This is a genomic window from Brevundimonas sp. LjRoot202 (genome assembly GCF_964253355.1).
Lineage (GTDB): Bacteria > Pseudomonadota > Alphaproteobacteria > Caulobacterales > Caulobacteraceae > Brevundimonas.
Genome location: NZ_CAXUQW020000001.1, coordinates 484,154 through 504,322 on the forward strand (window position 1 = coordinate 484,154; position 20,169 = coordinate 504,322).

26 protein-coding genes and 1 tRNA gene are annotated in these 20,169 nt (G+C 68.5%); 4 read left to right on the forward strand and 23 right to left on the reverse strand.

Annotated elements, in window-relative coordinates:
* Genes nuoF through ACSQ1L_RS02735 form a run of 9 tightly spaced genes read right to left on the reverse strand, consistent with a single transcriptional unit; the run spans position 1 to position 5,529 of the window.
* Positions 1–1,314: an NADH-quinone oxidoreductase subunit NuoF gene (gene nuoF / locus ACSQ1L_RS02695; protein WP_435991682.1), complete on the reverse strand. Its 1,314-nt coding sequence runs from the start codon at positions 1,312–1,314 to the stop codon at positions 1–3.
* Complete coding sequence (locus tag ACSQ1L_RS02700; protein ID WP_435991684.1) at positions 1,314–1,544, reverse strand: hypothetical protein; 231 nt, start codon at positions 1,542–1,544, stop codon at positions 1,314–1,316. Before ACSQ1L_RS02700 ends, nuoF begins: the two co-directional genes overlap by 1 nt.
* Positions 1,537–1,809, reverse strand: a complete 273-nt coding sequence (locus ACSQ1L_RS02705) for a hypothetical protein (RefSeq protein ID WP_435991686.1) — start codon at positions 1,807–1,809, stop codon at positions 1,537–1,539. Before ACSQ1L_RS02705 ends, ACSQ1L_RS02700 begins: the two co-directional genes overlap by 8 nt.
* Positions 1,806–2,468: an NADH-quinone oxidoreductase subunit NuoE gene (gene nuoE, locus ACSQ1L_RS02710; RefSeq protein WP_435991688.1), complete on the reverse strand. Its 663-nt coding sequence runs from the start codon at positions 2,466–2,468 to the stop codon at positions 1,806–1,808. Before nuoE ends, ACSQ1L_RS02705 begins: the two co-directional genes overlap by 4 nt.
* On the reverse strand, positions 2,468–2,656 hold the full coding sequence (locus ACSQ1L_RS02715) for a hypothetical protein (protein ID WP_435991690.1): 189 nt from the start codon (positions 2,654–2,656) through the stop codon (positions 2,468–2,470). The genes nuoE and ACSQ1L_RS02715 overlap by 1 nt, the downstream gene beginning before the upstream one ends.
* Positions 2,653–3,918, reverse strand: a complete 1,266-nt coding sequence (locus tag ACSQ1L_RS02720; protein WP_435991692.1) for an NADH-quinone oxidoreductase subunit D — start codon at positions 3,916–3,918, stop codon at positions 2,653–2,655. Before ACSQ1L_RS02720 ends, ACSQ1L_RS02715 begins: the two co-directional genes overlap by 4 nt.
* On the reverse strand, positions 3,918–4,514 hold the full coding sequence (locus ACSQ1L_RS02725) for an NADH-quinone oxidoreductase subunit C (RefSeq protein WP_435992501.1): 597 nt from the start codon (positions 4,512–4,514) through the stop codon (positions 3,918–3,920). The genes ACSQ1L_RS02720 and ACSQ1L_RS02725 overlap by 1 nt, the downstream gene beginning before the upstream one ends.
* 23 nt (positions 4,515–4,537) lie before the next feature.
* Positions 4,538–5,182, reverse strand: coding sequence for a NuoB/complex I 20 kDa subunit family protein (locus ACSQ1L_RS02730; RefSeq protein WP_435991694.1), 645 nt, complete (start codon positions 5,180–5,182; stop codon positions 4,538–4,540).
* Positions 5,152–5,529, reverse strand: a complete 378-nt coding sequence (locus ACSQ1L_RS02735; protein WP_331031484.1) for an NADH-quinone oxidoreductase subunit A — start codon at positions 5,527–5,529, stop codon at positions 5,152–5,154. Before ACSQ1L_RS02735 ends, ACSQ1L_RS02730 begins: the two co-directional genes overlap by 31 nt.
* Before the next feature lie 261 nt (positions 5,530–5,790).
* Between ACSQ1L_RS02735 and ACSQ1L_RS02740 the strand changes: the two genes are divergently transcribed.
* A tRNA-Asp gene (locus ACSQ1L_RS02740) sits at positions 5,791–5,867 on the forward strand.
* A 78-nt stretch (positions 5,868–5,945) separates the two neighbouring features.
* Here the strand turns inward: ACSQ1L_RS02740 and ACSQ1L_RS02745 are convergent.
* Entirely contained in the window at positions 5,946–6,305 is a 360-nt protein-coding gene (locus ACSQ1L_RS02745; RefSeq protein ID WP_435991696.1) for a hypothetical protein, read from the reverse strand.
* Positions 6,306–6,545: 240 nt separating this feature from the next.
* Between ACSQ1L_RS02745 and ACSQ1L_RS02750 the strand changes: the two genes are divergently transcribed.
* The 3 genes from ACSQ1L_RS02750 to ACSQ1L_RS02760 all read left to right on the forward strand — a co-directional run bounded on the left by ACSQ1L_RS02750 (position 6,546) and on the right by ACSQ1L_RS02760 (position 10,115).
* The gene (locus tag ACSQ1L_RS02750) at positions 6,546–8,132 is read left to right on the forward strand and encodes a DEAD/DEAH box helicase (protein ID WP_435991698.1); all 1,587 of its coding nucleotides are present in this window, start codon (positions 6,546–6,548) and stop codon (positions 8,130–8,132) included.
* A 110-nt stretch (positions 8,133–8,242) separates the two neighbouring features.
* A complete protein-coding gene (locus ACSQ1L_RS02755) occupies positions 8,243–9,298 on the forward strand; it encodes a diguanylate cyclase (RefSeq protein WP_435991700.1) in 1,056 nt (351 codons plus the stop codon).
* Between the two features lie 31 nt (positions 9,299–9,329).
* Entirely contained in the window at positions 9,330–10,115 is a 786-nt protein-coding gene (locus ACSQ1L_RS02760) for a lysophospholipid acyltransferase family protein (protein WP_435991703.1), read from the forward strand.
* On the opposite strand, the gene ACSQ1L_RS02765 is transcribed toward ACSQ1L_RS02760, so the two are convergent.
* From ACSQ1L_RS02765 to ACSQ1L_RS02825, 13 genes are read right to left on the reverse strand one after another with little or no spacing between them, the layout of a single operon-like run.
* The gene (locus ACSQ1L_RS02765) at positions 10,105–10,473 is read right to left on the reverse strand and encodes a TfoX/Sxy family protein (protein ID WP_435991705.1); all 369 of its coding nucleotides are present in this window, start codon (positions 10,471–10,473) and stop codon (positions 10,105–10,107) included. The genes ACSQ1L_RS02760 and ACSQ1L_RS02765 overlap by 11 nt on opposite strands.
* Before the next feature lie 3 nt (positions 10,474–10,476).
* Entirely contained in the window at positions 10,477–11,292 is an 816-nt protein-coding gene (locus tag ACSQ1L_RS02770; protein WP_435991706.1) for a MetQ/NlpA family ABC transporter substrate-binding protein, read from the reverse strand.
* Positions 11,293–11,314: 22 nt separating this feature from the next.
* Positions 11,315–11,980 carry a methionine ABC transporter permease gene (locus ACSQ1L_RS02775; RefSeq protein WP_435991708.1) on the reverse strand — a complete coding sequence of 222 codons (666 nt, stop codon included), beginning with the start codon at positions 11,978–11,980 and terminating at the stop codon, positions 11,315–11,317.
* Positions 11,980–12,981, reverse strand: coding sequence for a methionine ABC transporter ATP-binding protein (locus ACSQ1L_RS02780; protein ID WP_435991710.1), 1,002 nt, complete (start codon positions 12,979–12,981; stop codon positions 11,980–11,982). Before ACSQ1L_RS02780 ends, ACSQ1L_RS02775 begins: the two co-directional genes overlap by 1 nt.
* Positions 12,981–13,379: a HesB/IscA family protein gene (locus ACSQ1L_RS02785; protein WP_435991712.1), complete on the reverse strand. Its 399-nt coding sequence runs from the start codon at positions 13,377–13,379 to the stop codon at positions 12,981–12,983. Before ACSQ1L_RS02785 ends, ACSQ1L_RS02780 begins: the two co-directional genes overlap by 1 nt.
* A 7-nt stretch (positions 13,380–13,386) precedes the next feature.
* Positions 13,387–13,782, reverse strand: a complete 396-nt coding sequence (locus tag ACSQ1L_RS02790; RefSeq protein WP_435991714.1) for an SUF system Fe-S cluster assembly protein — start codon at positions 13,780–13,782, stop codon at positions 13,387–13,389.
* Complete coding sequence (locus ACSQ1L_RS02795; protein ID WP_435991716.1) at positions 13,779–15,017, reverse strand: aminotransferase class V-fold PLP-dependent enzyme; 1,239 nt, start codon at positions 15,015–15,017, stop codon at positions 13,779–13,781. Before ACSQ1L_RS02795 ends, ACSQ1L_RS02790 begins: the two co-directional genes overlap by 4 nt.
* Entirely contained in the window at positions 14,996–16,024 is a 1,029-nt protein-coding gene (gene sufD, locus ACSQ1L_RS02800) for a Fe-S cluster assembly protein SufD (RefSeq protein ID WP_435991718.1), read from the reverse strand. Before sufD ends, ACSQ1L_RS02795 begins: the two co-directional genes overlap by 22 nt.
* A complete protein-coding gene (sufC, locus tag ACSQ1L_RS02805; RefSeq protein ID WP_435991719.1) occupies positions 16,021–16,770 on the reverse strand; it encodes a Fe-S cluster assembly ATPase SufC in 750 nt (249 codons plus the stop codon). Before sufC ends, sufD begins: the two co-directional genes overlap by 4 nt.
* Positions 16,770–17,009 (reverse strand): hypothetical protein, encoded by a 240-nt coding sequence (locus ACSQ1L_RS02810; protein WP_435991721.1) that lies wholly within the window; start codon positions 17,007–17,009, stop codon positions 16,770–16,772. Before ACSQ1L_RS02810 ends, sufC begins: the two co-directional genes overlap by 1 nt.
* A complete protein-coding gene (gene sufB / locus ACSQ1L_RS02815) occupies positions 17,006–18,475 on the reverse strand; it encodes a Fe-S cluster assembly protein SufB (protein ID WP_435991723.1) in 1,470 nt (489 codons plus the stop codon). The genes ACSQ1L_RS02810 and sufB overlap by 4 nt, the downstream gene beginning before the upstream one ends.
* 3 nt (positions 18,476–18,478) lie before the next feature.
* The gene (locus ACSQ1L_RS02820) at positions 18,479–19,618 is read right to left on the reverse strand and encodes a cysteine desulfurase family protein (protein WP_435991725.1); all 1,140 of its coding nucleotides are present in this window, start codon (positions 19,616–19,618) and stop codon (positions 18,479–18,481) included.
* Positions 19,615–20,088: an Rrf2 family transcriptional regulator gene (locus tag ACSQ1L_RS02825; RefSeq protein ID WP_435991727.1), complete on the reverse strand. Its 474-nt coding sequence runs from the start codon at positions 20,086–20,088 to the stop codon at positions 19,615–19,617. Before ACSQ1L_RS02825 ends, ACSQ1L_RS02820 begins: the two co-directional genes overlap by 4 nt.
* Positions 20,089–20,169: the final 81 nt, after the last annotated feature.

Genomic DNA, 20,169 nt, shown 5'->3' on the forward strand with positions numbered 1-20,169 from the left:
TCACTCCGCCGCGATCGCGTGGCCGGCGAAGTTCGCGCGGCGGCTGCGGTAGGAGGAGATGCGCTCCTCGATCTCATGCCGGAAATGCCGGATCAGGCCCTGCACCGGCCACGCCGCGGCGTCGCCGAGGGCGCAGATGGTGTGGCCCTCGATCTGGGTCGAGACCTCCAGCAGCAGGTCGATCTCGGTCGGGTCGGCCTCGCCGATGGCCATCCGCTCCAGCACCCGCCACATCCAGCCGGTGCCCTCGCGGCACGGCGTGCACTGACCGCAGCTCTCGTGCTTGTAGAAATAGCTGATGCGGGCGATGGCGCGGACCAGGTCGGTCGACTGGTCCATGACGATCACCGCCGCGGTGCCGAGGCCCGAGCGCATCTCGCGCAGGGAGTCGAAGTCCATCAGGGCGGTTTCGGACATCTCCCTGGTGATCAGCGGCACCGACGACCCGCCGGGGATCACGGCCTTCAGATTGTCCCAGCCGCCGCGCACGCCGCCGCAGTGCTCTTCCAGCAGCTGGCGCAACGGGATCGACATCACCTCTTCGACGTTGCACGGCCGGTTCACGTGGCCCGAGATCGACATGATCTTGGTGCCGGTGTTGTTGGGCCGGCCGAAGCCGGCGAACCAGTCCGCCCCGCGGCGCAGGATGGTGCCGACGACGGCGATCGACTCGACGTTGTTGACCGTGGTCGGGCAGCCGTACAGGCCGGCGCCGGCCGGGAACGGCGGCTTCAGGCGCGGCTGGCCCTTCTTGCCTTCCAGGCTCTCCAGCAGCGCGGTTTCCTCGCCGCAGATGTAGGCCCCGGCCCCGTGGTGGATGTAGACGTCGAAGTCCCAGCCGTGGACGTTGTTCTTGCCGATCAGCTTCGCCTCATAGGCCTGCTTGACCGCCGCCTCCATGCGCTCGCGCTCGAGCACGTATTCGCCGCGCAGGTAGATGTAGCAGGCGTGCGCCTGCATCGCGAAGGAGGCGATCAGGCAGCCCTCGATCAGCAGGTGCGGATCGTGGCGCATGATCTCCCGGTCCTTGCAGGTCCCGGGCTCGGACTCGTCGGCGTTGACGACCAGATAGTGCGGCCGGTCCTTGAGTTCCTTGGGCATGAAGGACCACTTCAGGCCCGTCGAGAAGCCGGCGCCGCCGCGTCCGCGCAGGCCCGAGTTCTTGACGTTGGTGATGATCCAGTCGCGCCCGAGGTCGAGCATGTCCCTGGTGGCGTTCCACGCGCCACGGCTCTTCGCCCCGTCCAGCGTCCAGTCGTGGAAGCCGTACAGGTTGGTGAAGATGCGATCCTTGTCTTCGAGGATTCCGACCATCAGTTCCGATCTCCGCCGGACCCGGAGGCCTGGCTCAACTTGTTGCGCGCCCAGACGACCATGGCGACGCCGAATACGGCGACGACCCCGCCGACCAGCGCGATCACCGATCCGTTCTCGCCCAGCAGTCCGGCCAGGCCGGCGACCGCCAGACCCACCCCCACAGCCACGTCGGAGATACCGACGCCCATGAACAGGCGGTAGTTCGGTCCTGTCGTTTCCCTAGCCATGGTTCATCTCCCGCATGCGCCGGCGGTGATAGCGGGTGCGCAGGAAGATGGCGGACAGCATCAGCACCCAACCGAAGGCCAGCGCGGCATAACCGACCCACTGCACCGCGGGCCCGGCGGCCCCGGCATAGCCGGCCGTCCATACGGCGACCGCGCCTAGGACGACCAGGGCGAAGCCGGCCAGCCGCTGGTTGCGGCCGACCAGACGCAGCTCGGCGCGATACCGGGCGACGGCCGCGTCGTCTGACAGGTCCGGGCGGGTCACGCGGTCACCGGATCGCTGTTGGGCAGCTTCTTGATCTTCTGCGCCGCCGAGCCGTCGTAGAGTTTCGGATCGGTCAGGGTCAGCGCCCCGCCTTCCGGCTCCGAGCTGTGGCGACCGACGCGGCTGCCGGGCTTCGGCTTCTTGCCGGCGGCGAAGTCGTCAATGACCTGCGCCATAGTCTCGGGCGTCAGATCCTCGAAATAGTAGTCGTTGATCTGGGCCATCGGCGCGTTGGCGCAGGCGCCCAGGCACTCGACCTCCTGCCAGGTGAAGCGGCCGTCGGCGCTGAGCACGTCCTTGGGGCCGATCTTGCTCTTGCAGACCTTCATCAGTTCCCCGGCCCCGCGCAGCATGCAGGGCGTGGTGCCGCACACCTGGATAAGCGCAGCGGAACCAACGGGTTCGAGCATGAACATGGTGTAGAAGGTCGCAACCTCCAGCACCCGGATGGTGGGCATGCCCAGCAGTTCGCCGATGGCGCGGATGGCGGGCTCGGAGACCCAGCCCTCCTGCTTCTGGACCAGCCACAGGATCGGGATCACCGCGGACGCGCGGCGCTCGGCGGGGTATTTGGCGATCCACCAATCGGCCTTGGCCTTGGTCGCCTTCGAGAAGGCGAACGACGCCGGCTGTTCCTTGGCGAGACGACGAACGCTCATCAGACTTCCATCTCCGAGGACACGACGCCCTCTCCGATCATCTTCTTGCGCACGGACAGCACCTTGTGCTGGCCTTGGCGGCGCAGGAGGAAATTGTGCTTCCAGGTTTCGCCGCTGCTGTCAGTGACCGAATAGCCGACCACGTCCCAGCCCTGTTTGATCAGATCGCTCAGGGGCTTGTCGCTCATCGGTCGACCTCCCCGAACACGATGTCCAGCGATCCCAGGATGGCGCTCACGTCGGCCAGCATGTGGCCGCGGTTCATCCAGTCCATGGCCTGCAGATGGCGGAAGCCCGGGGCCGAGATCTTGACCCGGTACGGCTTGTTGGTGCCGTCGGAGACCAGATAGACGCCGAACTCGCCCTTGGGCGCCTCGACCGAGGCGTAGACCTCGCCCTCGGGGGTGCGGAAGCCCTCGGTGAAGAGCTTGAAGTGGTGGATCAGCGATTCCATCGACCGCTTCATCTCGCCACGCCGGGGCGGAACGATCTTGTTGTCTTCGGTGATGACCGGCTCGCCGGGGCAGTTGCGCAGCTTGTGGATGCACTGCTCCATGATCCGCACCGACTGCTTCATCTCCTCGATGCGGCAGAGGTAGCGGTCCCAGCAGTCGCCGTTCTTGCCGACAGCGATGTCGAACTCCAGCTCGGCGTAGCATTCGTACGGTTGCGCCTTGCGCAGGTCCCACGGCACGTCCGAACCCCGCAGCATCACGCCGGTGAAGCCCCAGTCCAGCGCCTGCTGCTTGGTGACCACGCCGATGTCGACGTTGCGCTGCTTGAAGATGCGGTTCTCGGTGATCAGGGACTCGATGTCCTTCAGCGCCGCCGGGAACTCGGCGCACCAGCGGCCGATATCGTCGATCAGGTCGGGCGACAGGTCCTGGTGGACCCCGCCGGGCCGGAAATAGTTGGCGTGCAGACGGGCGCCCGAGGCGCGCTCGTAGAACACCATCAGCTTCTCGCGTTCCTCGAAGCCCCACAGCGGGGGCGTCAGGGCGCCGACGTCCATCGCCTGGGTGGTCACGTTCAGCAGGTGCGACAGGATGCGGCCGATCTCGGAATACAGCACCCGGATCAGCTGGCCCCGGTATGGCACGTCCAGACCCAGCAGCTTCTCGATGGCCAGGCAGAAGGCGTGCTCCTGGTTCATCGGCGCGACGTAGTCGAGGCGGTCCAGGTAGGGGATGTTCTGAAGGTAGGTGCGCGCCTCCATCAGCTTCTCGGTGCCGCGGTGCAGCAGGCCGATATGCGGATCGACGCGCGTGACCAGCTCGCCGTCCAGCTCCAGCACCAGGCGCAGCACGCCGTGCGCGGCCGGGTGCTGCGGACCGAAGTTGATCGTGAATTTGCGGTCGTCGAGCGCGCGGGCGTGCTCGGTGCGCGGATCGTCCTCGAACACGTCCACGGACGCGCCCAGCGGCGCCGGAATGTGGGAACCCTGCGCCATCAGCCGTTCCCCTTCTCGTCGCCCGGCAGAACCGGGACCGGGTATTCCGCGCCTTCCCACGGCGACTGGAAGTCGAAATTCCGGAACTCCTGGGTCAGTTTGACGGGCTCATAGACCACCCGCTTCTGCTCCTCGTCGTAACGGACCTCGACATAGCCGGTCATCGGGAAGTCCTTGCGCAGCGGATATCCCTGGAAGCCGTAGTCGGTCAGCAGCCGGCGCAGGTCCGGGTGGCCCGAGAACAGCATGCCGTACATGTCGAACGCCTCGCGCTCGAACCAGTCGGCGCAGGGGAAGACCGAAACCACGCTGGGCACCGGCTGACGCTCGTCCGTCGTCACCTTGACCCGGACCCGGGCGTTCCGGGTCAGCGACAGCAGGTGGTAGACCACCTCGAACCGCTCCTCGCGGTCCGGGAAGTCGACGCCGCAGATGTCGAGCAGCTGCTGGAAGCCGAAGCGGTCGCGCAGCGCCGTCAGCACCGCGGGGATGCTCTCGCGCTCGGCGATCAGCGTCAGCTCGCCGAACGCCACCTGGGCCTGCACGCCCAGCGCGCCGACCATCTCGGCGCCCAGCGGCGTCAGGGCCGACTCCATCTCTTCGATACGGGCGACGGCGTTCATCGGTCGATCGTCCCCGTCCGGCGGATCTTCTTCTGCAGCTGCAGCAACCCGTACAGCAGCGCCTCCGCCGTCGGCGGGCACCCCGGCACATAGGCGTCCACCGGCACCACCCGGTCGCAGCCCCGAACCACACTATAACTGTAGTGATAATAGCCGCCGCCGTTGGCGCACGAGCCCATCGACAGCACGTAGCGGGGGTCCGGCATCTGGTCGTAGACCTTGCGCAGGGCCGGAGCCATCTTGTTGGTCAGGGTGCCGGCCACGATCATCAGGTCCGACTGGCGCGGGCTGGCGCGCGGGGCCATGCCGAACCGCTCCATGTCGAAGCGCGGCATCGACGCCTGCATCATCTCGACGGCGCAGCACGCCAGACCGAAAGTCATCCACATCAGCGAGCCGGTGCGGGCCCAGTTGATGACGTCGTCCAGCGACGTGGTGATGAAGCCGCGCTCGCCGAGCTCGGCGTTCACGGCCTCGAAGAATTTGTCGTGCACGGCCGGGTCATAGCCCTGCACCAGCGTCCGCCCGGCCTGGCCGAACGCGACCGGCGACGACGGGGACGGCGACGCGCCCTGGTTGCCCGCGCCGATCAGCGGATAGGTGTTGTCGGTCACTCCCATTCGAGGGCGCCCTTCTTCCATTCGTAGATGAAGCCGACGGTCAGCACGCCCAGGAAGACCATCATCGACCAGAAGGCGAAGACCATCCCGGCGCGCGACAGGTCGAACATCGACACCGCCCACGGGAACAGGAAGGCCACTTCCAGATCGAAGATGATGAACAGGATCGAGACCAGATAGAAGCGCACGTCGAACTTCATGCGGGCGTCGTCAAAGGCGTTGAAGCCGCACTCATAGGCCGACAGCTTCTCCGAGTCCGGGTTCTTGGGGGCCAGCACCCAGGCGGCCAGCATGAAGCCGAGCCCGAGCGCCGCCGCGATCCCGAGAAAGACCACGATCGGCAGATATTCGAGAAGGAATGCATTCATCCGGAAGGACCTCGTCCGCCGTGAAGGGAGGGGCGGATTCGGCGCTTTCTAGCCTTGGAACCCCGCCCATTCAAACCCATGCGGCGAAAGGTTTTTCTTGAGAATGGTTCGCAGGCCTGGAGAGCCGGATCAGGGCGTCGCCAGGCTCCGTAAAAGGCGCGGAAAAACTGTTGTCAGGCACGCTATCCTCGCTTGACAGCGCGAGGCGCCCCCGCCTAAACGACGCCCCTCGCCGCGACGCACTGCTTCGCGGCGGGAAACGCGGGTGTAGCTCAGTTGGTTAGAGTGCCGGCCTGTCACGCCGGAGGTCGCGGGTTCGAGTCCCGTCACTCGCGCCATTCCCTTTGATGTTTCAATCAGGGAATGGCGCTTTCCGCTCCGCGAGCGGCCAGATCCATCCAGTCAGGTTGAGGGCGTCAGTCGCGCCCGGCCACCAGCACGTTCTGAACGCGACGGCCCATCGGGTCGCGCGACTGCCAGGTCTCGCCGACATCGGCGTCGATCATGGTGGTGCAGACGCGAGGGATCATCACGCTGGGGCGGATGTTGCTGAGGCAGACGCGCTCGCCCCGCACGCTCCAGCGCGCCGACAGGCGACGGCCGTCCGAGAACTGCGCGGCGTAGCTGCCGTCGGGGTTGAACCAGTGCTTGACCCAGCCGCCGTCCGGATAGCGGGACACCACCGTATTGCCGAAGGCGGCGTTGATGTCGGCCCGAGCCGGGCTCGCCAGCAGGCAGGCGGCCCAAACGGCCGCCACGGCAAGCGTTCGCAACATATGGGACCCCTACTAAGCCCTTCCCCGGGCGGGATTATTAACAAACGTTTAGGGAATGCCAACCCCTCGCCCCGGTTCCGCGAATAGTTGACTCTCGCGTGGGGGCTTCTATATGCGGCCCACGTTCGGGACAGGACTGGCGATACCGCGCCGCCCGCTCGCCCAGAGACAGGGCGGTTCCGCACATCGCACGACGGCCCGAGGCGCGGGACGTCCTTCAGTACCCAGTCCCAAGGACCCATGACCGAATTTTCCCAACTGGGCCTCTCGCCCACGACCCTGCAAGCGGTCGCCGACACCGGCTACACGACCGCCACCCCCATTCAGGCCCAGGCCATCCCCGTCGCCCTCTCGGGCCGCGACGTTCTGGGCATCGCCCAGACCGGGACCGGCAAGACCGCCGCCTTCACCCTGCCGATGATCGACCGGCTGTCGTCAGGCCGGGCCCGGGCCCGCATGCCGCGCGCCCTGGTCATCGAGCCGACCCGCGAACTGGCCGACCAGGTGGCCTCGTCCTTCGAACGCTACGCCAAGGGCACCAAGCTGAGTTGGGCCCTGCTGATCGGCGGCGTCTCGATGGGCGACCAGGTCGCCGCCCTGAACAAGGGCGTCGACGTGCTGATCGCCACGCCCGGCCGTCTGCTGGACCTGTTCGAGCGCGGCAAGATTCTGCTGACCGGCGTCGAGATGATGGTCATCGACGAGGCCGACCGCATGCTCGACATGGGCTTCATCCCGGACATCGAGCGCATCTTCAAGCTGACGCCGCCCAAGCGCCAGACGCTGTTCTTCTCGGCCACCATGCCCCCCGAGATCACGCGGCTGACGACCCAGTTCCTCAAGGACCCGACCCGGATCGAGGCCTCGCGCCCGGCCGCGACGGCGGACACCATCACCCAGTATCTGGTGCGCATCCCGAGCAGCGAGCCGAAGATGAAGCGCGCCGCCCTGCGCGCCCTGATCGGCCGCGCCGACGTCAAGAACGGCATCGTCTTCTGCAATCGCAAGTCCGAGGTCGACACGGTCGCCAAGTCGCTGAAGCAGCACGGCTTCGACGCCGCGCCAATCCACGGCGACCTGGACCAGTCGCTGCGCATGAAGACCCTGGCGGCCTTCCGCTCGGGCGAGCTCAAGCTGCTGGTGGCCTCCGACGTCGCGGCGCGCGGGCTGGACATTCCGGACGTCAGCCACGTGTTCAACTACGACGTCTCGCACCACGCCGACGACTATGTGCACCGCATCGGCCGCACCGGCCGCGCGGGCAAGACCGGCCAGACCTTCATGATCGTCACCCCGGGCGACGACCGGGCGCTCGACAAGGTCCTGAAGCTCATCAAGATGACGCCGGAAGAGCTTACCCTCGACCCCGCCGATCTCGGCGGCGGTTCCAGCCGTCGCCCGGAGAAGGCCGCCGAGCCCGCGCGCGAGCGCGGCGAACGCCCGTCCCGCTCACGTCGGGCCCCGGCCGCCGCCGACGAATCCCCGACCACCCTCCCCGAGGCCGCTCCGGCTGCCGCCGAAGCATCGCCGACCCCGCCCCGCACGGAAGCGCCGGCCGACGACGCGGAAGCGCCCGCCCGCCGGACCCGCAGCCGGCGTGGCGGCAGGTCCTCCAAACCCGCGACCGACGCGCCGGTCGAAACGCCGGCCGAGACTCCGGTCCCTGCGGCGGCGTCCCAGGAACGACCCGCCCAGGAGGCGCACCTGCGCCAGTCGGACCGTCGCGGCGCCCGCGCCGAGGCCGAGCCCCAGCGCACCAACGGCCGCCCGTTCGGCGAGGCGGAGGTCCCGGCCTTCCTGCGCCGCGCGGTGTCCATCAAGACCTGAGAGCGCCCCGCAGGTCGGGCCCTCGCCGTCGGATTTAACCCGGCGTTACGGAACCTCGACTAGCCTCCGGCTATGAGGTCGCCGCCCGGGCGATCCGTCAGAGGACCTCGATGTCGGAAGCGGTCGAAGCCACGCTACGCGGACCGGAAGCCTATTCCCTGGCGCGGCGCGCCGTCCAGGCGATGGAAGCCGCGTCGGTCTGGCCGACCCCGCTGAATTTCGAGCTGTGGCTGCAGTATCTCGGCGACCCGGAAGGCGCGCTGGGCCGCGAGATCGAACGGATGATGGCGGCGGGCGAACCCTTCACCGAGGCCACGGCCGAGATGCTGGCCGCCGAGTATCTGCCCCGCGCACGGCTGACCGAGGAAATCCGTGACGCCGGTCGGGTGCTGGACCGCGAACTGTCCAGCGTCTCCGAAGCCATCTCCCGCGCACACCAGGCCCAGTCCGACTACGGCCGCACCCTCGAGGGCGCAGCCGGCAGCCTGGAGGCCGCGGACGGCGCGCCCCAGCTTCAGGCCATCGTCTCCGGCCTGTCGGACGCCACCCACAAGATCAAGCAGGACAACGACGCCCTCGAGAAAAAGCTGGAGTTGTCGACGCGTGAAATCGCCCGGCTCAGCGAGCATCTGGAGCAGGTGCGTCGCGACTCCATGACGGACGCCCTGACCAATCTGGCCAACCGCAAGGCGTTCGACGAAGAATTGGACAACGCCTGCGAAGCCGCTCTGGCCAAGGGCGCGCGCCTGTCGCTGGCCGTGCTCGACATCGACCATTTCAAGCGTTTCAACGACACCTGGGGTCACCAGACTGGGGACCAGGTGCTGCGCTACGTCGCCAGCGTGCTCGCCAAGGCCGCGAAGGCGCCCCGCATCGCCGCTCGCTACGGCGGCGAGGAGTTCGCCATGATCTTCCCGCTCGAGAGCCTGCCCGAGGTCGAGGCGGCGCTGGAGAGCATCCGCAAGGAGATCGGTTCGCGGGCGCTGCGCCGCCGCTCGACCAACGACGACCTCGGCGCTGTGACCGTCTCGATCGGCTTCGCCCACCGCCGCGGCGGGGAGTCCGCCGCCAGCCTGCTGGGCCGCGCCGACGCCGCCCTCTACGCCTCGAAGCGGTCGGGCCGGAACCGCGTGACCTGCGCCGAATGGCTCGACGACGCGGCCTAGACCCCACGTCGATTCGCGGCATAGTCGCCCGATGCGAAGCTTGGCCTTCAACATCGCCTACTGGGTTCTGTCGATCACCTACGCCTCGGCGGCGGCGTTCGCGGCCCTGGCGCCCGGCCGCGGCGCGACCAGCTGGATCATCCGACGCTACGTGAAGCGGATGGTGCAGGCCCTGCGCCTCTTCGCCGGCATCCGTATCGAGGCGCGCGGCAAGGAGCGCCTGCCGAAGGGCGCCTTCATCATCGCCTCCAAACACCAGAGCTGGGGCGACGGCTTCGCCACCTACGACCAGTTCGACGACCTCGCCTTCGTCACCGGCGACCATCTGGAGAAGTTTCCGCTTCTGGGCGCGGTGCTGCGCAAGCTCGGCGCGATCGTGGTCAACAACTGCGGCGGCCGCGAAGCCCGCGAGGCGCTGCAGCAGCGCGCCGCCGACGCCCACGCCGCCGGCCGCAAGATCCTGATCTACCCCGAGGGCAACCTGGCCAAGGTCGGCGAGAAATTCCGCTACCGCTCCGGCGTCTGGCACATGTACCGCGACTTCGACATGCCGGTCGTGCCGCTGGCCACCAACCTCGGCCTGTTCTGGCCGCAGGAGGCCTTCGAAAAACACCCCGGCGTGGCGACGCTGGAATTCCTCGACCCCATCCCGCCCGGCCTGCCCAAGGACGCGTTCCTCGCCCGGCTGGAAGCGGCCGTGGAGGGCAAGACGGCCGAACTCGTGGCCGAGGCGACGGGCCGTGCGGTCACACCGGCGGTTCAGGTGCCGACGCCGGACGAGGCGGCCCGGGCGGCCCGCGTCGCCGCTACGGCCTAGACTTCGGCTTACGGGGCTTGCGGGCGGCCGCCTTGCGCAGGGCGGCGTCGATCGATTTCCGCGCCCAGTCCACGGCTTCGTCCGGATCGTCCAGCGCGCTCTCCGGCAGCGACCAGTAGGCCATGGCCATCATCGCCCCGCCTTTGGTCGGATAGGTGAACTGGCGCGCGCCCGCCTCCGCCAGCAGGGGCGCGTTGACCTCGTCGGCCTTCAGCCAGACCACCCCGTCGTCCAGCAGGGCGAAGATCAGCCCGTTCGCATACACGGCCGCCCCGCCGAACATCCGCTTGATCTCGAGCGGACCCAGGGCCGCGAGATGTTCGCGCACCCATTCGCCGAAATCGGGGTCGTAGGCCATGCGTCAGGCCGCCGGAATCACGGCGCCGTCGTATTTCTGCGCGATGAATTCCTTCACCGCCTGGCTGCGCAGCATCGCCGCCAGCGCGACGATGCGGGGGTCGGCGCGATTGTCCGGCCGCGCCACCAGATAGTTCACATAGGGGCTGTCGGCGCCTTCCAGCGTCAGGGCGTCGGTTCTGGGTTTCAGCCCGGCGTCGAGCGCGTAATTGGTGTTGATCACCGCCATGTCGACCTGGTCCAGCACCCGCGGCAGGGTCGCCGACTCAAGCTCGCGGAAGCGCAGGTCCTTCGGATTGTCGACGATGTCGCGCAGGCTCTGCAGCGGGTTGGCCGGATCCTTCAGCCGGATCAGCCCGGCCTTCTGCAGCAGGATCAGCGAGCGCCCGATCGAGGAGGCGTCGTTGGGCACCGCCACGTCCGCGCCCTGCGGCAGCTCGGCCAGCGACGTGAAGCGTCGCGAATAGGCCCCCAGCGGCTCGACGTGCACCCCGGCCACCGTCACCAGGCCGGACCCCCGCGAGGCGTTGAACTCGTCCAGATAGGGCTTGGTCTGGAAATAGTTGGCGTCCAGCCGCCGTTCGGCCAGCTGGGTGTTGGGCTGGACGTAGTCGTTGAACACCTTGATCTCGATCTCGACGCCCTCGGCGGCGAGCAGCGGCTTGATGTGCTCGAGGATCTCGGCGTGCGGCACGGCGGTGGCGCCGACGATCAGCGGTCCGCCGGCGTCCGCGGCCTTGTCGGCCCCTTGTCCGCAGGCGGCGAGCGCCCCGGCTGCGGCGATGGCGGCGGCGAGGGTCAGGAGGGTGCGGCGGATCATGGGAAGCCTTTGCGGGGAGCGATCAGCGGTGGGAAACGGCGGCGACCATCCGGTCGCCGAGCATCTGGAGGGCCTGCACCAGCACCAGCAGCAGGACGACGGTGACCACCATGACATCGGTCTGGAAGCGCTGGTAGCCGAAACGGATGGCCAGGTCGCCGAGGCCGCCCGCCCCGACCACGCCGGCCATGGCGGTGTAGCTGACCAAGGCGATCGCCGTGACCGTGGCCCCGGCGATGATCCCCGGCAGGGCCTCGGGCAGCAGGGCGCGGGTGACGATCTGGAAGGTCGAGGCGCCCATCGCCTGGCTGGCCTCGACCACGCCCTTGTCGACCTCGCGCAGGGCGGTTTCAACCAGCCGGGCGTAGAAGGGCGCCGCCCCGACCACCAGCGGTGGAATGGCCCCGGCCACGCCCAGCGACGTCCCCACCATTAGCACCGTCACCGGCAGCATGACGATCAGCAGGATGATGAAGGGCACCGAGCGCAGGATGTTGACGATCAGCGACAGCACCGCGTTGAGCACCGGATTGGCCGCCAGCCGGCCCTTGCCCGACAGGTAGAGCAGCACGCCCAACGGCACGCCGAACAGCACGGTCAGCACCATGGAGCCGCCGAGCATCAGCAGGGTGTCCCACGTCGCCCGCCCGATCTCGGGCCAGTCGACATTGGCGAACAGCGCGTCCATCAGACCGCCTCCCCCACGCCCTCGACGACCACGCCGCGCGCGCTGAGCTGGGCCACCGCCGCCTCGGCGTCACCGCCGGTGAAGGCGACCACCAGCTGGCCGTAAGGCTCGCCCCGGATGCGGCTGATGCGGCCCGACAGGATCGAATAGTCGACGCCGACCGAGCGGGCGACGCGGCTCAGTTCCGGTTCATAGGTCGAGCCGCCGCGGAAGGTCAGTTTCGCCAGCCGCCCCCCGACCGGCGCCAGCGAGGCGTCGAACGCCTCCTCGCCCTCGGCCAGCATGGCCTGGGTCGCAGGATGCTTCGGATGCAGGAAGACGTCGGCCGTCGCCCCCTCCTCCACCACCCGCCCGTCCTTGAGCACGGCGACGCGGTCGCAGACCCGCCGGACCACCTCCATCTGGTGGGTGATCAGCACGATGGTCAGGCCCAGTTCCCGGTTCAGCTGATCGAGCAGGCTGAGGATGTCGTCCGTGGTTTCCGGATCCAGCGCGCTGGTCGCCTCGTCGCACAGCAGCACCTTGGGCCCCGTCGCCAGCGCCCGGGCGATGCCGACCCGCTGTTTCTGACCGCCCGACAGCTGGGCCGGGTGCTTGCGCGCATGCTCCGACAGGCCCAGCCGCTCCAGCAGCTCGGCCACGCGGCGGTCCACCTCCGCCCCCGACCGCCCCTCGAGCCGCAGCGGAAAAGCCACGTTCTCGGCGATGGTCTTGGCGTTCAGCAGGTTGAAATGCTGGAAGATCATCCCGATCCGCCGCCGCGCCGCGCGCAGCTGAGCCGGCGTCAGGGCGGTGATCTCCTGCCCATCGACCGTCACGCGCCCTTCGTCCGGCCGCTCCAGCAGGTTGATGGTGCGGATCAGGGTCGACTTGCCCGCCCCCGACCGTCCGACCACGCCGAACACCTGCCCGGCCGCGACCGTCAGATCGACGCCGTCCAGCGCCACGCGCTCGCCCGCCGCGCTGCGGAAGCGCTTCGTCACCCGTTCCAGGCGGATCATCAGTCGGCGTCCAGCGCCTGGGCGGGGATGATGGTGACGCTCTCGCCGCAGCCGCAGGCGTCGGTCTGGTTCGGGTTCCGGAACACGAATTTCGACGCCAGCTTCGTGGTCTCGTAGTCGATCTCCGAGCCGATCAGGAACAGGATCGCCTTGGGGTCGATCAGGATGGTGACGCCCTTGTCCTCGACCACCTCGTCCAGCGGCTCGATCGTCTCGGCGTAGGCGAAGGTGTACTCCTGCCCGGCGCAGCCGCCGTTCTTCACGCCGACGCGAAGGGCGACATAGGGCTTTTCCGCATTGGCCATGATCTCGCGCACCCGTTCGGCGGCGGCGGCGGTCAGGCTGACGGCCTTGGGGCGCGGGCGGCGCGGACGGATCGTGGTCTGAAGCTCGGTCATGGCGTCCTCAGAACATGTTCAGGGCCAGCTTGGCCTCGTCGCTCATCTTCGACGGATCCCACGGCGGGTCGAACACCAGTTGCGCCCGGGCCGACTTCACACCCTCGACCTTGCGCACCGCGTCCTCGACCCAGCCCGGCATCTCGCCGGCCACAGGGCAGCCCGGCGCGGTCAGCGTCATCTCGATGGCCACGTCGCGGTCGTCCGACAGATCGACCTTGTAGATCAGCCCCAGCTCGTAGATGTCGACCGGGATCTCCGGGTCGTAGACGGACTTCAGCGCCTCGATGATGTCGTCGGTCAGCCGGTCGATCTCGCCCTGCTCCAGGGCGGCCTTCTGCGGCGCGTCCCAGGCTTCGGCGAAGTCGGGGCTGTCGGTGATCCGGGCGGTTTCGGTCGTCATGCGAAGAACTCACGGGCCTTGATCAGGGCGTCGGCGAAGGCGTCGGCGTCCTCTGTGGTGTTATATAGGGCGAAGGAGGCGCGGGCGCTCGACGTCAGGCCGAACCTTTTCGCCAGCGGCTCGGCGCAGTGCAGGCCGGCGCGCACGGCGACCCCGTAGCGGTCCATCACCTGGGCGATGTCGTGGGCGTGGGCCCCGTCGACGGTGAAGGTCAGGATCGCCCCCTTCCCTTCCGCCTCGCCGACGACGCGCAGCCAGTTGACCCCGGCCAGCCGCGCCCGGGCGTGGTCGTACAGGGCGTGCTCGTGGGCGGTGATCGCCGCCTTGTCGAACTGGCTCAGCCATTCGATCGAGGCGCCGAGGCCGATGGCCTCGAGGATCGGCGGCGTCCCCGCCTCGAAGCGGTGCGGCGGCTGTGCATAGGTGACCCGCTCGCATTCGACGGTCTCGATCATCTCGCCGCCGCCCTGATACGGCGGCAGCGCCTCCAGCGCCTCGGCCGTGCCGTACAGCGCGCCGATCCCGGTCGGCCCGTACAGCTTGTGGCCGGTGAAGACGTAGTAGTCGCAGCCGATGGCCCGGACGTCCGGCTGCGCATGCACCGCGCCCTGACAGCCGTCGATCATCACCCGCGCCCCGACGGCGTGGGCCATCTCGGTGATCGCCTGCACCGGGTTGATGGTGCCCAGCACGTTCGACATGTGGGTCACCGCCACCATCCGGGTCTTCGGACCCAGCAGGTCGGCATAGGCCGCCATGTCCAGCGACCCGTCGTCCCGCACCGGAATCCACTTCAGCACCGCCCCGCGCCGTTCGCGCAGCAGGTGCCACGGCACGATGTTGGAGTGATGCTCCATCTCCGAGACGATGATCTCGTCGCCGGGGTGAATGGACTGGCCGAAGCTGGAGGCGACCAGGTTGATCGCCTCGGTGCCGCCCTTGGTCCAGACGATATTGGTCGCGGCCTCGGCGTTGAGGAACCGCGCCACGCTCTCGCGCGCCGCCTCGAAGGCCTCGGTGGTCTCGTTGGCCAGGGTGTGCAGGCCGCGATGGACGTTGGCGTAGCTGCCCTCCATCGTCCGCACCATGGCGTCGATCACCGCCCGCGGCTTCTGCGCCGAGGCGGCCGAGTCCAGATAGACCAGCGGCTTGCCGTTCACCGTCCGCGACAGGATCGGGAACTGGGCCCGCGCGGCGTGGGCGTCGAAGCGGTTCACAGGCGAGCCGTCAGCCATGCCCTCACCACCTCTCTCGCGCCGTCGTGTTCGATGCGGTCGACCACCTCGACCAGGAACGCCTCGGTCAGCAGGGCCCGCGCCTCGTCCAGCGGCAGGCCGCGCTGCTGCAGATAGAACAGCGCCGCCTGGTCCAGATTGCCGACCGTATTGCCGTGGGCGCACTGCACGTCGTCAGCGTAGATGACCAGCTCCGGCTTGGCGTCGACCTCGGCTCGCTCGCCGAGGATCAGGGCGTGGTGACCCATGCGCGCGTCGGTGCCGTCGGCCCCGCGCTCGACCACGATCTTGCCCTGGAAGACGCCGCGAGCGGTGTCGCGCACCACGCCCTTGGCTAGTTGCGAGGTCGTGCCGTCCGGGCCGAGGTGATCGACCACGCTGGTCAGGTCGGCATGGCGGGCGCCGTCGAGCAGGTAGAGGCCGTCCATCCGCACGTCCGCGCCCTGCCCCAGATGCGTCACCTCGGTCTCGAGCCGCTGCAGCTTGGCCCCGGTGGTGACGATGGTCTGGCGATAGCGGCCACCCGGCGCGACCCGCACCCGCGCCTGGGAAATCGAGATGGCGTCCTCGGGCTCATCGGCCAGCACGATTCGGATCACCTCGGCGTCATGGGCCACGTCCAGCTCCAGCCGGTTGTGCGCCACATAGGCCGAGCCCTCGCCCTCATGGGTCTCGAGGATCAGCAGCCTGGCCCCGGCCCGCGCCGAGATGCGCGCAGTCGGGGCGTGGCCGGTCGCCTCGGCCTTGGAGATCAGCCGCAGCCGTACGGTCTGCGTCCCGCAGGCCATCAGGGTGTCGACGCCGATCGGCCGCCCGTTGACGAAAGCCATAGCCTCGCCGCCCAGCGCCTCGAACGGCCCGCCCCCGGCCAGTGGCACCGCCGCAGACGGCGACAGCTGTGGCGCCTCGCGAAGATATTTCCGCAGGTCGCTGTATTTCCACGCCTCGACCCGTCGCGACGGGAAGCTGGACGCGTCCTTCAGATCGATGACGGGGAGCGCGCTCACGCCGCCGCCGGCAGATACTGGTCGTATCCTTCCGCCTCCAGCTGATGCGCCAGCTCCGGGCCGCCCGAGGCGACGATCCGCCCGGCGACCAGCACATGGACCCGGTCTGGTTTGATGTAGTCGAGCAGGCGCTGATAGTGGGTGATGACCAGCATGGCCCGGTCCGGGCTGCGCATCGCATTGACCCCGTCCGCCACGATGCGCAGGGCGTCGATGTCCAGCCCGGAATCGGTTTCGTCGAGGATCAGCAGCGACGGCTCCAGCAGGGCCATCTGCAGGATCTCCATCCGCTTCTTCTCGCCACCCGAGAAGCCGACGTTGAGCGGCCGCTTGAGCATGTCGAAGTCCATGCGCAACGCCGCCGACGCCGCCTTGACCATCTTGAGGAAGTTCGGAGCCGAGACCTCGTCCTCGCCGCGCGCCCGTTTCTGGGCGTTCAGCGCCGTGCGCACGAAGGTCAGGGCCGGGACGCCGGGAATCTCGATCGGATACTGGAACGACAGGAAGACGCCCTTGGCCGCCCGCTCGGCGGGCTCCAGCGCCAGCAGGTCCTCCCCCTTCCAGGCGACGGAGCCCTCTGTCGCCTCATAGCCGGGCCGTCCCGACAGGGCGTAGCCCAGCGTCGACTTGCCGGCCCCGTTCGGCCCCATGACGGCGTGGACCTCGCCGGCGGGCACGTCGAGCGTCAGGCCCTTGAGGATCGGCTTGTCGCCGACGGAGACGTGGAGGTTGGAAATGGAGAGCATCAGACAATCACGCTTGTATCGACGTCAGACAGGACGGATTTCGCCTCGGTCAGCGCCTTGATGAGTTCATTGCAGTCGAGGTCCCACGCGGCTCCGCCGTGTCGCGGGCGAAGTTCAACAGCCAGTCCGGAGGACTCGATGCGAACCTCGGCGAACACCTCGTCGTTGTGGAGAAGCTCGCAGGTCAAGAAATCACGCTCTGGAGGAGACGCGACGAGCACTTCGATTGCTCTGCTCACCCCACGCTCCCTTCCAGTGAGATCGCCACCAGCTTCTGCGCTTCCACCGCGAACTCCATCGGCAGTTCCTGCAGCACGTCGCGGACGAAGCCGTTGACCAGCAGGGCCACCGCCTCCTCCTGCGACAGGCCGCGCTGTTGGGCGTAGAACAGCTGGTCGTCGGACAGGCGCGTCGTCGTCGCCTCGTGCTCCAGGTGGGCCGAGCCGTTGCGGGCCTCGATGTAGGGTACGGTGTGCGAGCCGCACTCCTTGCCGATCAGCAGGCTGTCGCACTGGGTGAAGTTGCGCACCCCCGTCGCCTTGGGATGCACCGAGACCAGACCGCGATAGGTCGAATCCGACTTCCCCGCCGACACCGCCTTGGCGATGATCCGGCTCTTCGAGTTCTTGCCCAGATGCACCATCTTGGTGCCGGTGTCGGCTTGCTGGCGCCCGTTGGTGATCGCGATCGAATAGAATTCGCCCGAGCTGTCCTCGCCCTTGAGCAGGCAGGACGGATATTTCCAGGTGATGGCCGAGCCGGTCTCCACCTGCGTCCACGACACCTTCGAGCGGTCGCCGCGGCAGTCGGCGCGCTTGGTGACGAAGTTGTAGATGCCGCCCTTGCCGGTCGCCGGATCGCCCGGATACCAGTTCTGCACCGTCGAATATTTCACCTCGGCGTCGTCGAGCGCGACGATCTCGACCACCGCCGCGTGCAGCTGGTTCTCGTCACGCATCGGGGCCGTGCAGCCCTCCAGATACGAGACGTAGCTGCCCTTGTCGGCGATGATCAGGGTCCGCTCGAACTGGCCGGTCTGGCTCGCATTGATGCGGAAATAGGTCGACAGCTCCATCGGGCAGCGCACGCCCGGCGGGATGTAGACGAACGATCCGTCCGAAAAGACCGCGCTGTTCAGGGCCGCGAAATAGTTGTCCGAGACCGGCACCACCGAGCCCAGGTATTTGCGCACCAGCTCCGGATGCTCGCGCAGGGCCTCGCTGATCGGCATGAAGATCACCCCGACCTTGGCCAGCTCGGCCTTGAAGGTGGTGACCACCGAGACGCTGTCGAACACCGCGTCCACGGCGTAGCGCAGCGCGCCCTCGACGCCGGCCAGCACCTCCTGCTCCTTCAGCGGAATGCCCAGCTTGGCGTAGACCTCGAGCAGTTCGGGATCGACCTCGTCGAGGCTCTTCGGCCCCTCCTTCTGCTTCGGCGCGGCGTAGTAGAACAGGTCCTGGTAGTCGACCGGCTCGTACTTCACCGAAGCCCAGGTCGGCTCCTCCATGGCCAGCCAGCGCTCATAGGCGGCCAGACGCCACTCCAGCATCCACTCGGGCTCGCCCTTCTTCTCGGAGATGAAGCGGACGATGTCGGCGTTCAGCCCCTTGGGCGCGAACTCCTGTTCGATGTCCGAGCTGAAGCCGTGCTCATACTTCTCCAGCGCGGCGACCGCTTCGATGGTTTCCTTAACAGCGGCCATGACTTACGCGACTTCCTTCACGCGCTGGGCGGTCCGCGCGCGATGCTTTTCCCAGGCCCCGACCCAGGCGTTGGCGAACCGGATCCAGTCGGCCTCGGTCGTGCCCCAGCCGCCGGACACCCGCACCCCGCCGGTGGCCAGATGATCCAGACCCATGGCCGAGATCGCCTTGGACGGTTTGGTCTTGCCCGACGAACAGGCGCTGCCGGCCGAAACCATGACGCCCATCAGGTCCAGGGTGATCAGCTGCTGCGGGCTGTCCCAGCCCTCGACGGCCATGAACAGGGTGTTGGGCAGGCGCTTCACCGCCCCGCCGATAATGGTTGCGCCGGCGGGGGCCACTTCTTCCTCGGCCGCGTCGCGCCACGCCTGGTGGGCCGTGGCCTGCGGCAGGTCGCGCGCCGCGCAGTCCGCCGCCACGCCGAAGCCGGCGATGCCCGGCACGTTCTCGGTGCCGGCGCGCAGGCCCCGCTCCTGCCCCGCCCCGTGCAGGGTTCGGATGATCGGAACGCCGTCCTTCGACACCAGCGCGCCGACGCCCTGCGGCCCGCCCAGCTTGTGCGCCGACAGGGTCAGGGTGTCCGCGTCCAGCGCGCGCATGTCGACCGCGATCTTGCCCGCCGACTGGATGGCGTCGACGTGCAACCAGCCGCCCGCCGCCCGCACCAGCGCCGCCGCCTCGGCGATCGGCTGGATGACGCCGCTCTCGTTGTTCGCATGGTGGATGGCCACGACGGCCCGGCCCGGCCGCTGCAGCGCCTCCGCCAGCCAGCCCAGGTCGACCACGCCGTTGCGGTCGACCGGCAGCACCTCGACCGGCTTGCCGCTCACCGCCGCGGCCTCGGCCACGCACGGATGCTCGGTCGCCCCGACGATCAGCCGCTCGCAGCCCGCCGCCAGAGCGCTCAGGATGGCCTGGGCGTTCGACTCCGTGCCGCCGCTGGAGAACACCACCGCCGTCGGATCGGCCCCGACGAGGTCGGCGACCTGCGCCCGCGCCGTCTCGACCCGCGCCCGGGCCCGCCGCCCGGCGGCGTGCACCGCCGAGGGATTGCCGTTGTCGGCCAGCGCCTTCGCCATCACGTCCTGCACTTCCGGACGGACCAGACCCGAGGCGTTGTAATCGAGATAAACCGGGCTCACGCCGCCACTCCCACGTCGGCCGCAAGCGCCTTACGCCGCCGCCCGGTGCGGTTCATCACCACGTCCTCCAGCGACACGCCTGCCAGATAGCGGTGGATCTCGTCGCCGAGGTCCTCCCACAGATTGTGGGTGATGCAGCGCTCGCCGGCCATCATGCAGCCCTTGGGCGACGAATGGCCGATGCAGCGGGTGGCCCGGATCGGCTCGTCGACCGCCAGAACGATCTCGGCCACCACCGTCTCGTGCGCGCCCTTGGCCAGCCGGTAGCCGCCGCCGGGCCCGCGCACGCTCTGCACCAGGCCGCTTTTGCGCAGGCGAGCGAACAGCTGTTCGAGATAGCTCAGCGAGATTTCCTGGCGCGCCGCGATCTCGGCCAGCGACACGGCCCGCTGCACGCCGTCGGCGCGGCCGTTCTTGGCCAGATCGGCCATCGCCATCACGGCGTATCGTCCCTTGGTCGACAGTCGCATCGCACACCTTCAAAATTCGCGCGCTTTTCGGGGGTCCTGTGCTAGAACCCGCGCCTTCGCAAACGCGTCGGCACGCATCGC

What these genes read in the sequence shown, in the direction of transcription:
- ACSQ1L_RS02785 (WP_435991712.1), bottom strand. Translation starts at nt 13,379, where the DNA reads ATGACCGAGCTTCAGACCACGATCCGTCCGCGCCGCCCGCGCCCCAAG.
- ACSQ1L_RS02735 (WP_331031484.1), bottom strand. Translation starts at nt 5,529, where the DNA reads ATGAATGCATTCCTTCTCGAATATCTGCCGATCGTGGTCTTTCTCGGG.
- nuoE (WP_435991688.1), bottom strand. Translation starts at nt 2,468, where the DNA reads ATGAGCGTTCGTCGTCTCGCCAAGGAACAGCCGGCGTCGTTCGCCTTC.
- ACSQ1L_RS02745 (WP_435991696.1), bottom strand. Translation starts at nt 6,305, where the DNA reads ATGTTGCGAACGCTTGCCGTGGCGGCCGTTTGGGCCGCCTGCCTGCTG.
- ACSQ1L_RS02780 (WP_435991710.1), bottom strand. Translation starts at nt 12,981, where the DNA reads ATGATCCGCCTGGAACGGGTGACGAAGCGCTTCCGCAGCGCGGCGGGC.
- ACSQ1L_RS02725 (WP_435992501.1), bottom strand. Translation starts at nt 4,514, where the DNA reads ATGGAGTCGGCCCTGACGCCGCTGGGCGCCGAGATGGTCGGCGCGCTG.
- ACSQ1L_RS02770 (WP_435991706.1), bottom strand. Translation starts at nt 11,292, where the DNA reads ATGATCCGCCGCACCCTCCTGACCCTCGCCGCCGCCATCGCCGCAGCC.
- ACSQ1L_RS02795 (WP_435991716.1), bottom strand. Translation starts at nt 15,017, where the DNA reads ATGGCTGACGGCTCGCCTGTGAACCGCTTCGACGCCCACGCCGCGCGG.
- ACSQ1L_RS02760 (WP_435991703.1), top strand. Translation starts at nt 9,330, where the DNA reads ATGCGAAGCTTGGCCTTCAACATCGCCTACTGGGTTCTGTCGATCACC.
- ACSQ1L_RS02715 (WP_435991690.1), bottom strand. Translation starts at nt 2,656, where the DNA reads ATGAGCGACAAGCCCCTGAGCGATCTGATCAAACAGGGCTGGGACGTG.
- ACSQ1L_RS02790 (WP_435991714.1), bottom strand. Translation starts at nt 13,782, where the DNA reads ATGACGACCGAAACCGCCCGGATCACCGACAGCCCCGACTTCGCCGAA.
- ACSQ1L_RS02825 (WP_435991727.1), bottom strand. Translation starts at nt 20,088, where the DNA reads ATGCGACTGTCGACCAAGGGACGATACGCCGTGATGGCGATGGCCGAT.
- ACSQ1L_RS02765 (WP_435991705.1), bottom strand. Translation starts at nt 10,473, where the DNA reads ATGGCCTACGACCCCGATTTCGGCGAATGGGTGCGCGAACATCTCGCG.
- ACSQ1L_RS02730 (WP_435991694.1), bottom strand. Translation starts at nt 5,182, where the DNA reads ATGGAAGAAGGGCGCCCTCGAATGGGAGTGACCGACAACACCTATCCG.
- sufC (WP_435991719.1), bottom strand. Translation starts at nt 16,770, where the DNA reads ATGCTCTCCATTTCCAACCTCCACGTCTCCGTCGGCGACAAGCCGATC.
- ACSQ1L_RS02720 (WP_435991692.1), bottom strand. Translation starts at nt 3,918, where the DNA reads ATGGCGCAGGGTTCCCACATTCCGGCGCCGCTGGGCGCGTCCGTGGAC.
- ACSQ1L_RS02755 (WP_435991700.1), top strand. Translation starts at nt 8,243, where the DNA reads ATGTCGGAAGCGGTCGAAGCCACGCTACGCGGACCGGAAGCCTATTCC.
- sufB (WP_435991723.1), bottom strand. Translation starts at nt 18,475, where the DNA reads ATGGCCGCTGTTAAGGAAACCATCGAAGCGGTCGCCGCGCTGGAGAAG.
- ACSQ1L_RS02775 (WP_435991708.1), bottom strand. Translation starts at nt 11,980, where the DNA reads ATGGACGCGCTGTTCGCCAATGTCGACTGGCCCGAGATCGGGCGGGCG.
- nuoF (WP_435991682.1), bottom strand. Translation starts at nt 1,314, where the DNA reads ATGGTCGGAATCCTCGAAGACAAGGATCGCATCTTCACCAACCTGTAC.
- ACSQ1L_RS02750 (WP_435991698.1), top strand. Translation starts at nt 6,546, where the DNA reads ATGACCGAATTTTCCCAACTGGGCCTCTCGCCCACGACCCTGCAAGCG.
- ACSQ1L_RS02700 (WP_435991684.1), bottom strand. Translation starts at nt 1,544, where the DNA reads ATGGCTAGGGAAACGACAGGACCGAACTACCGCCTGTTCATGGGCGTC.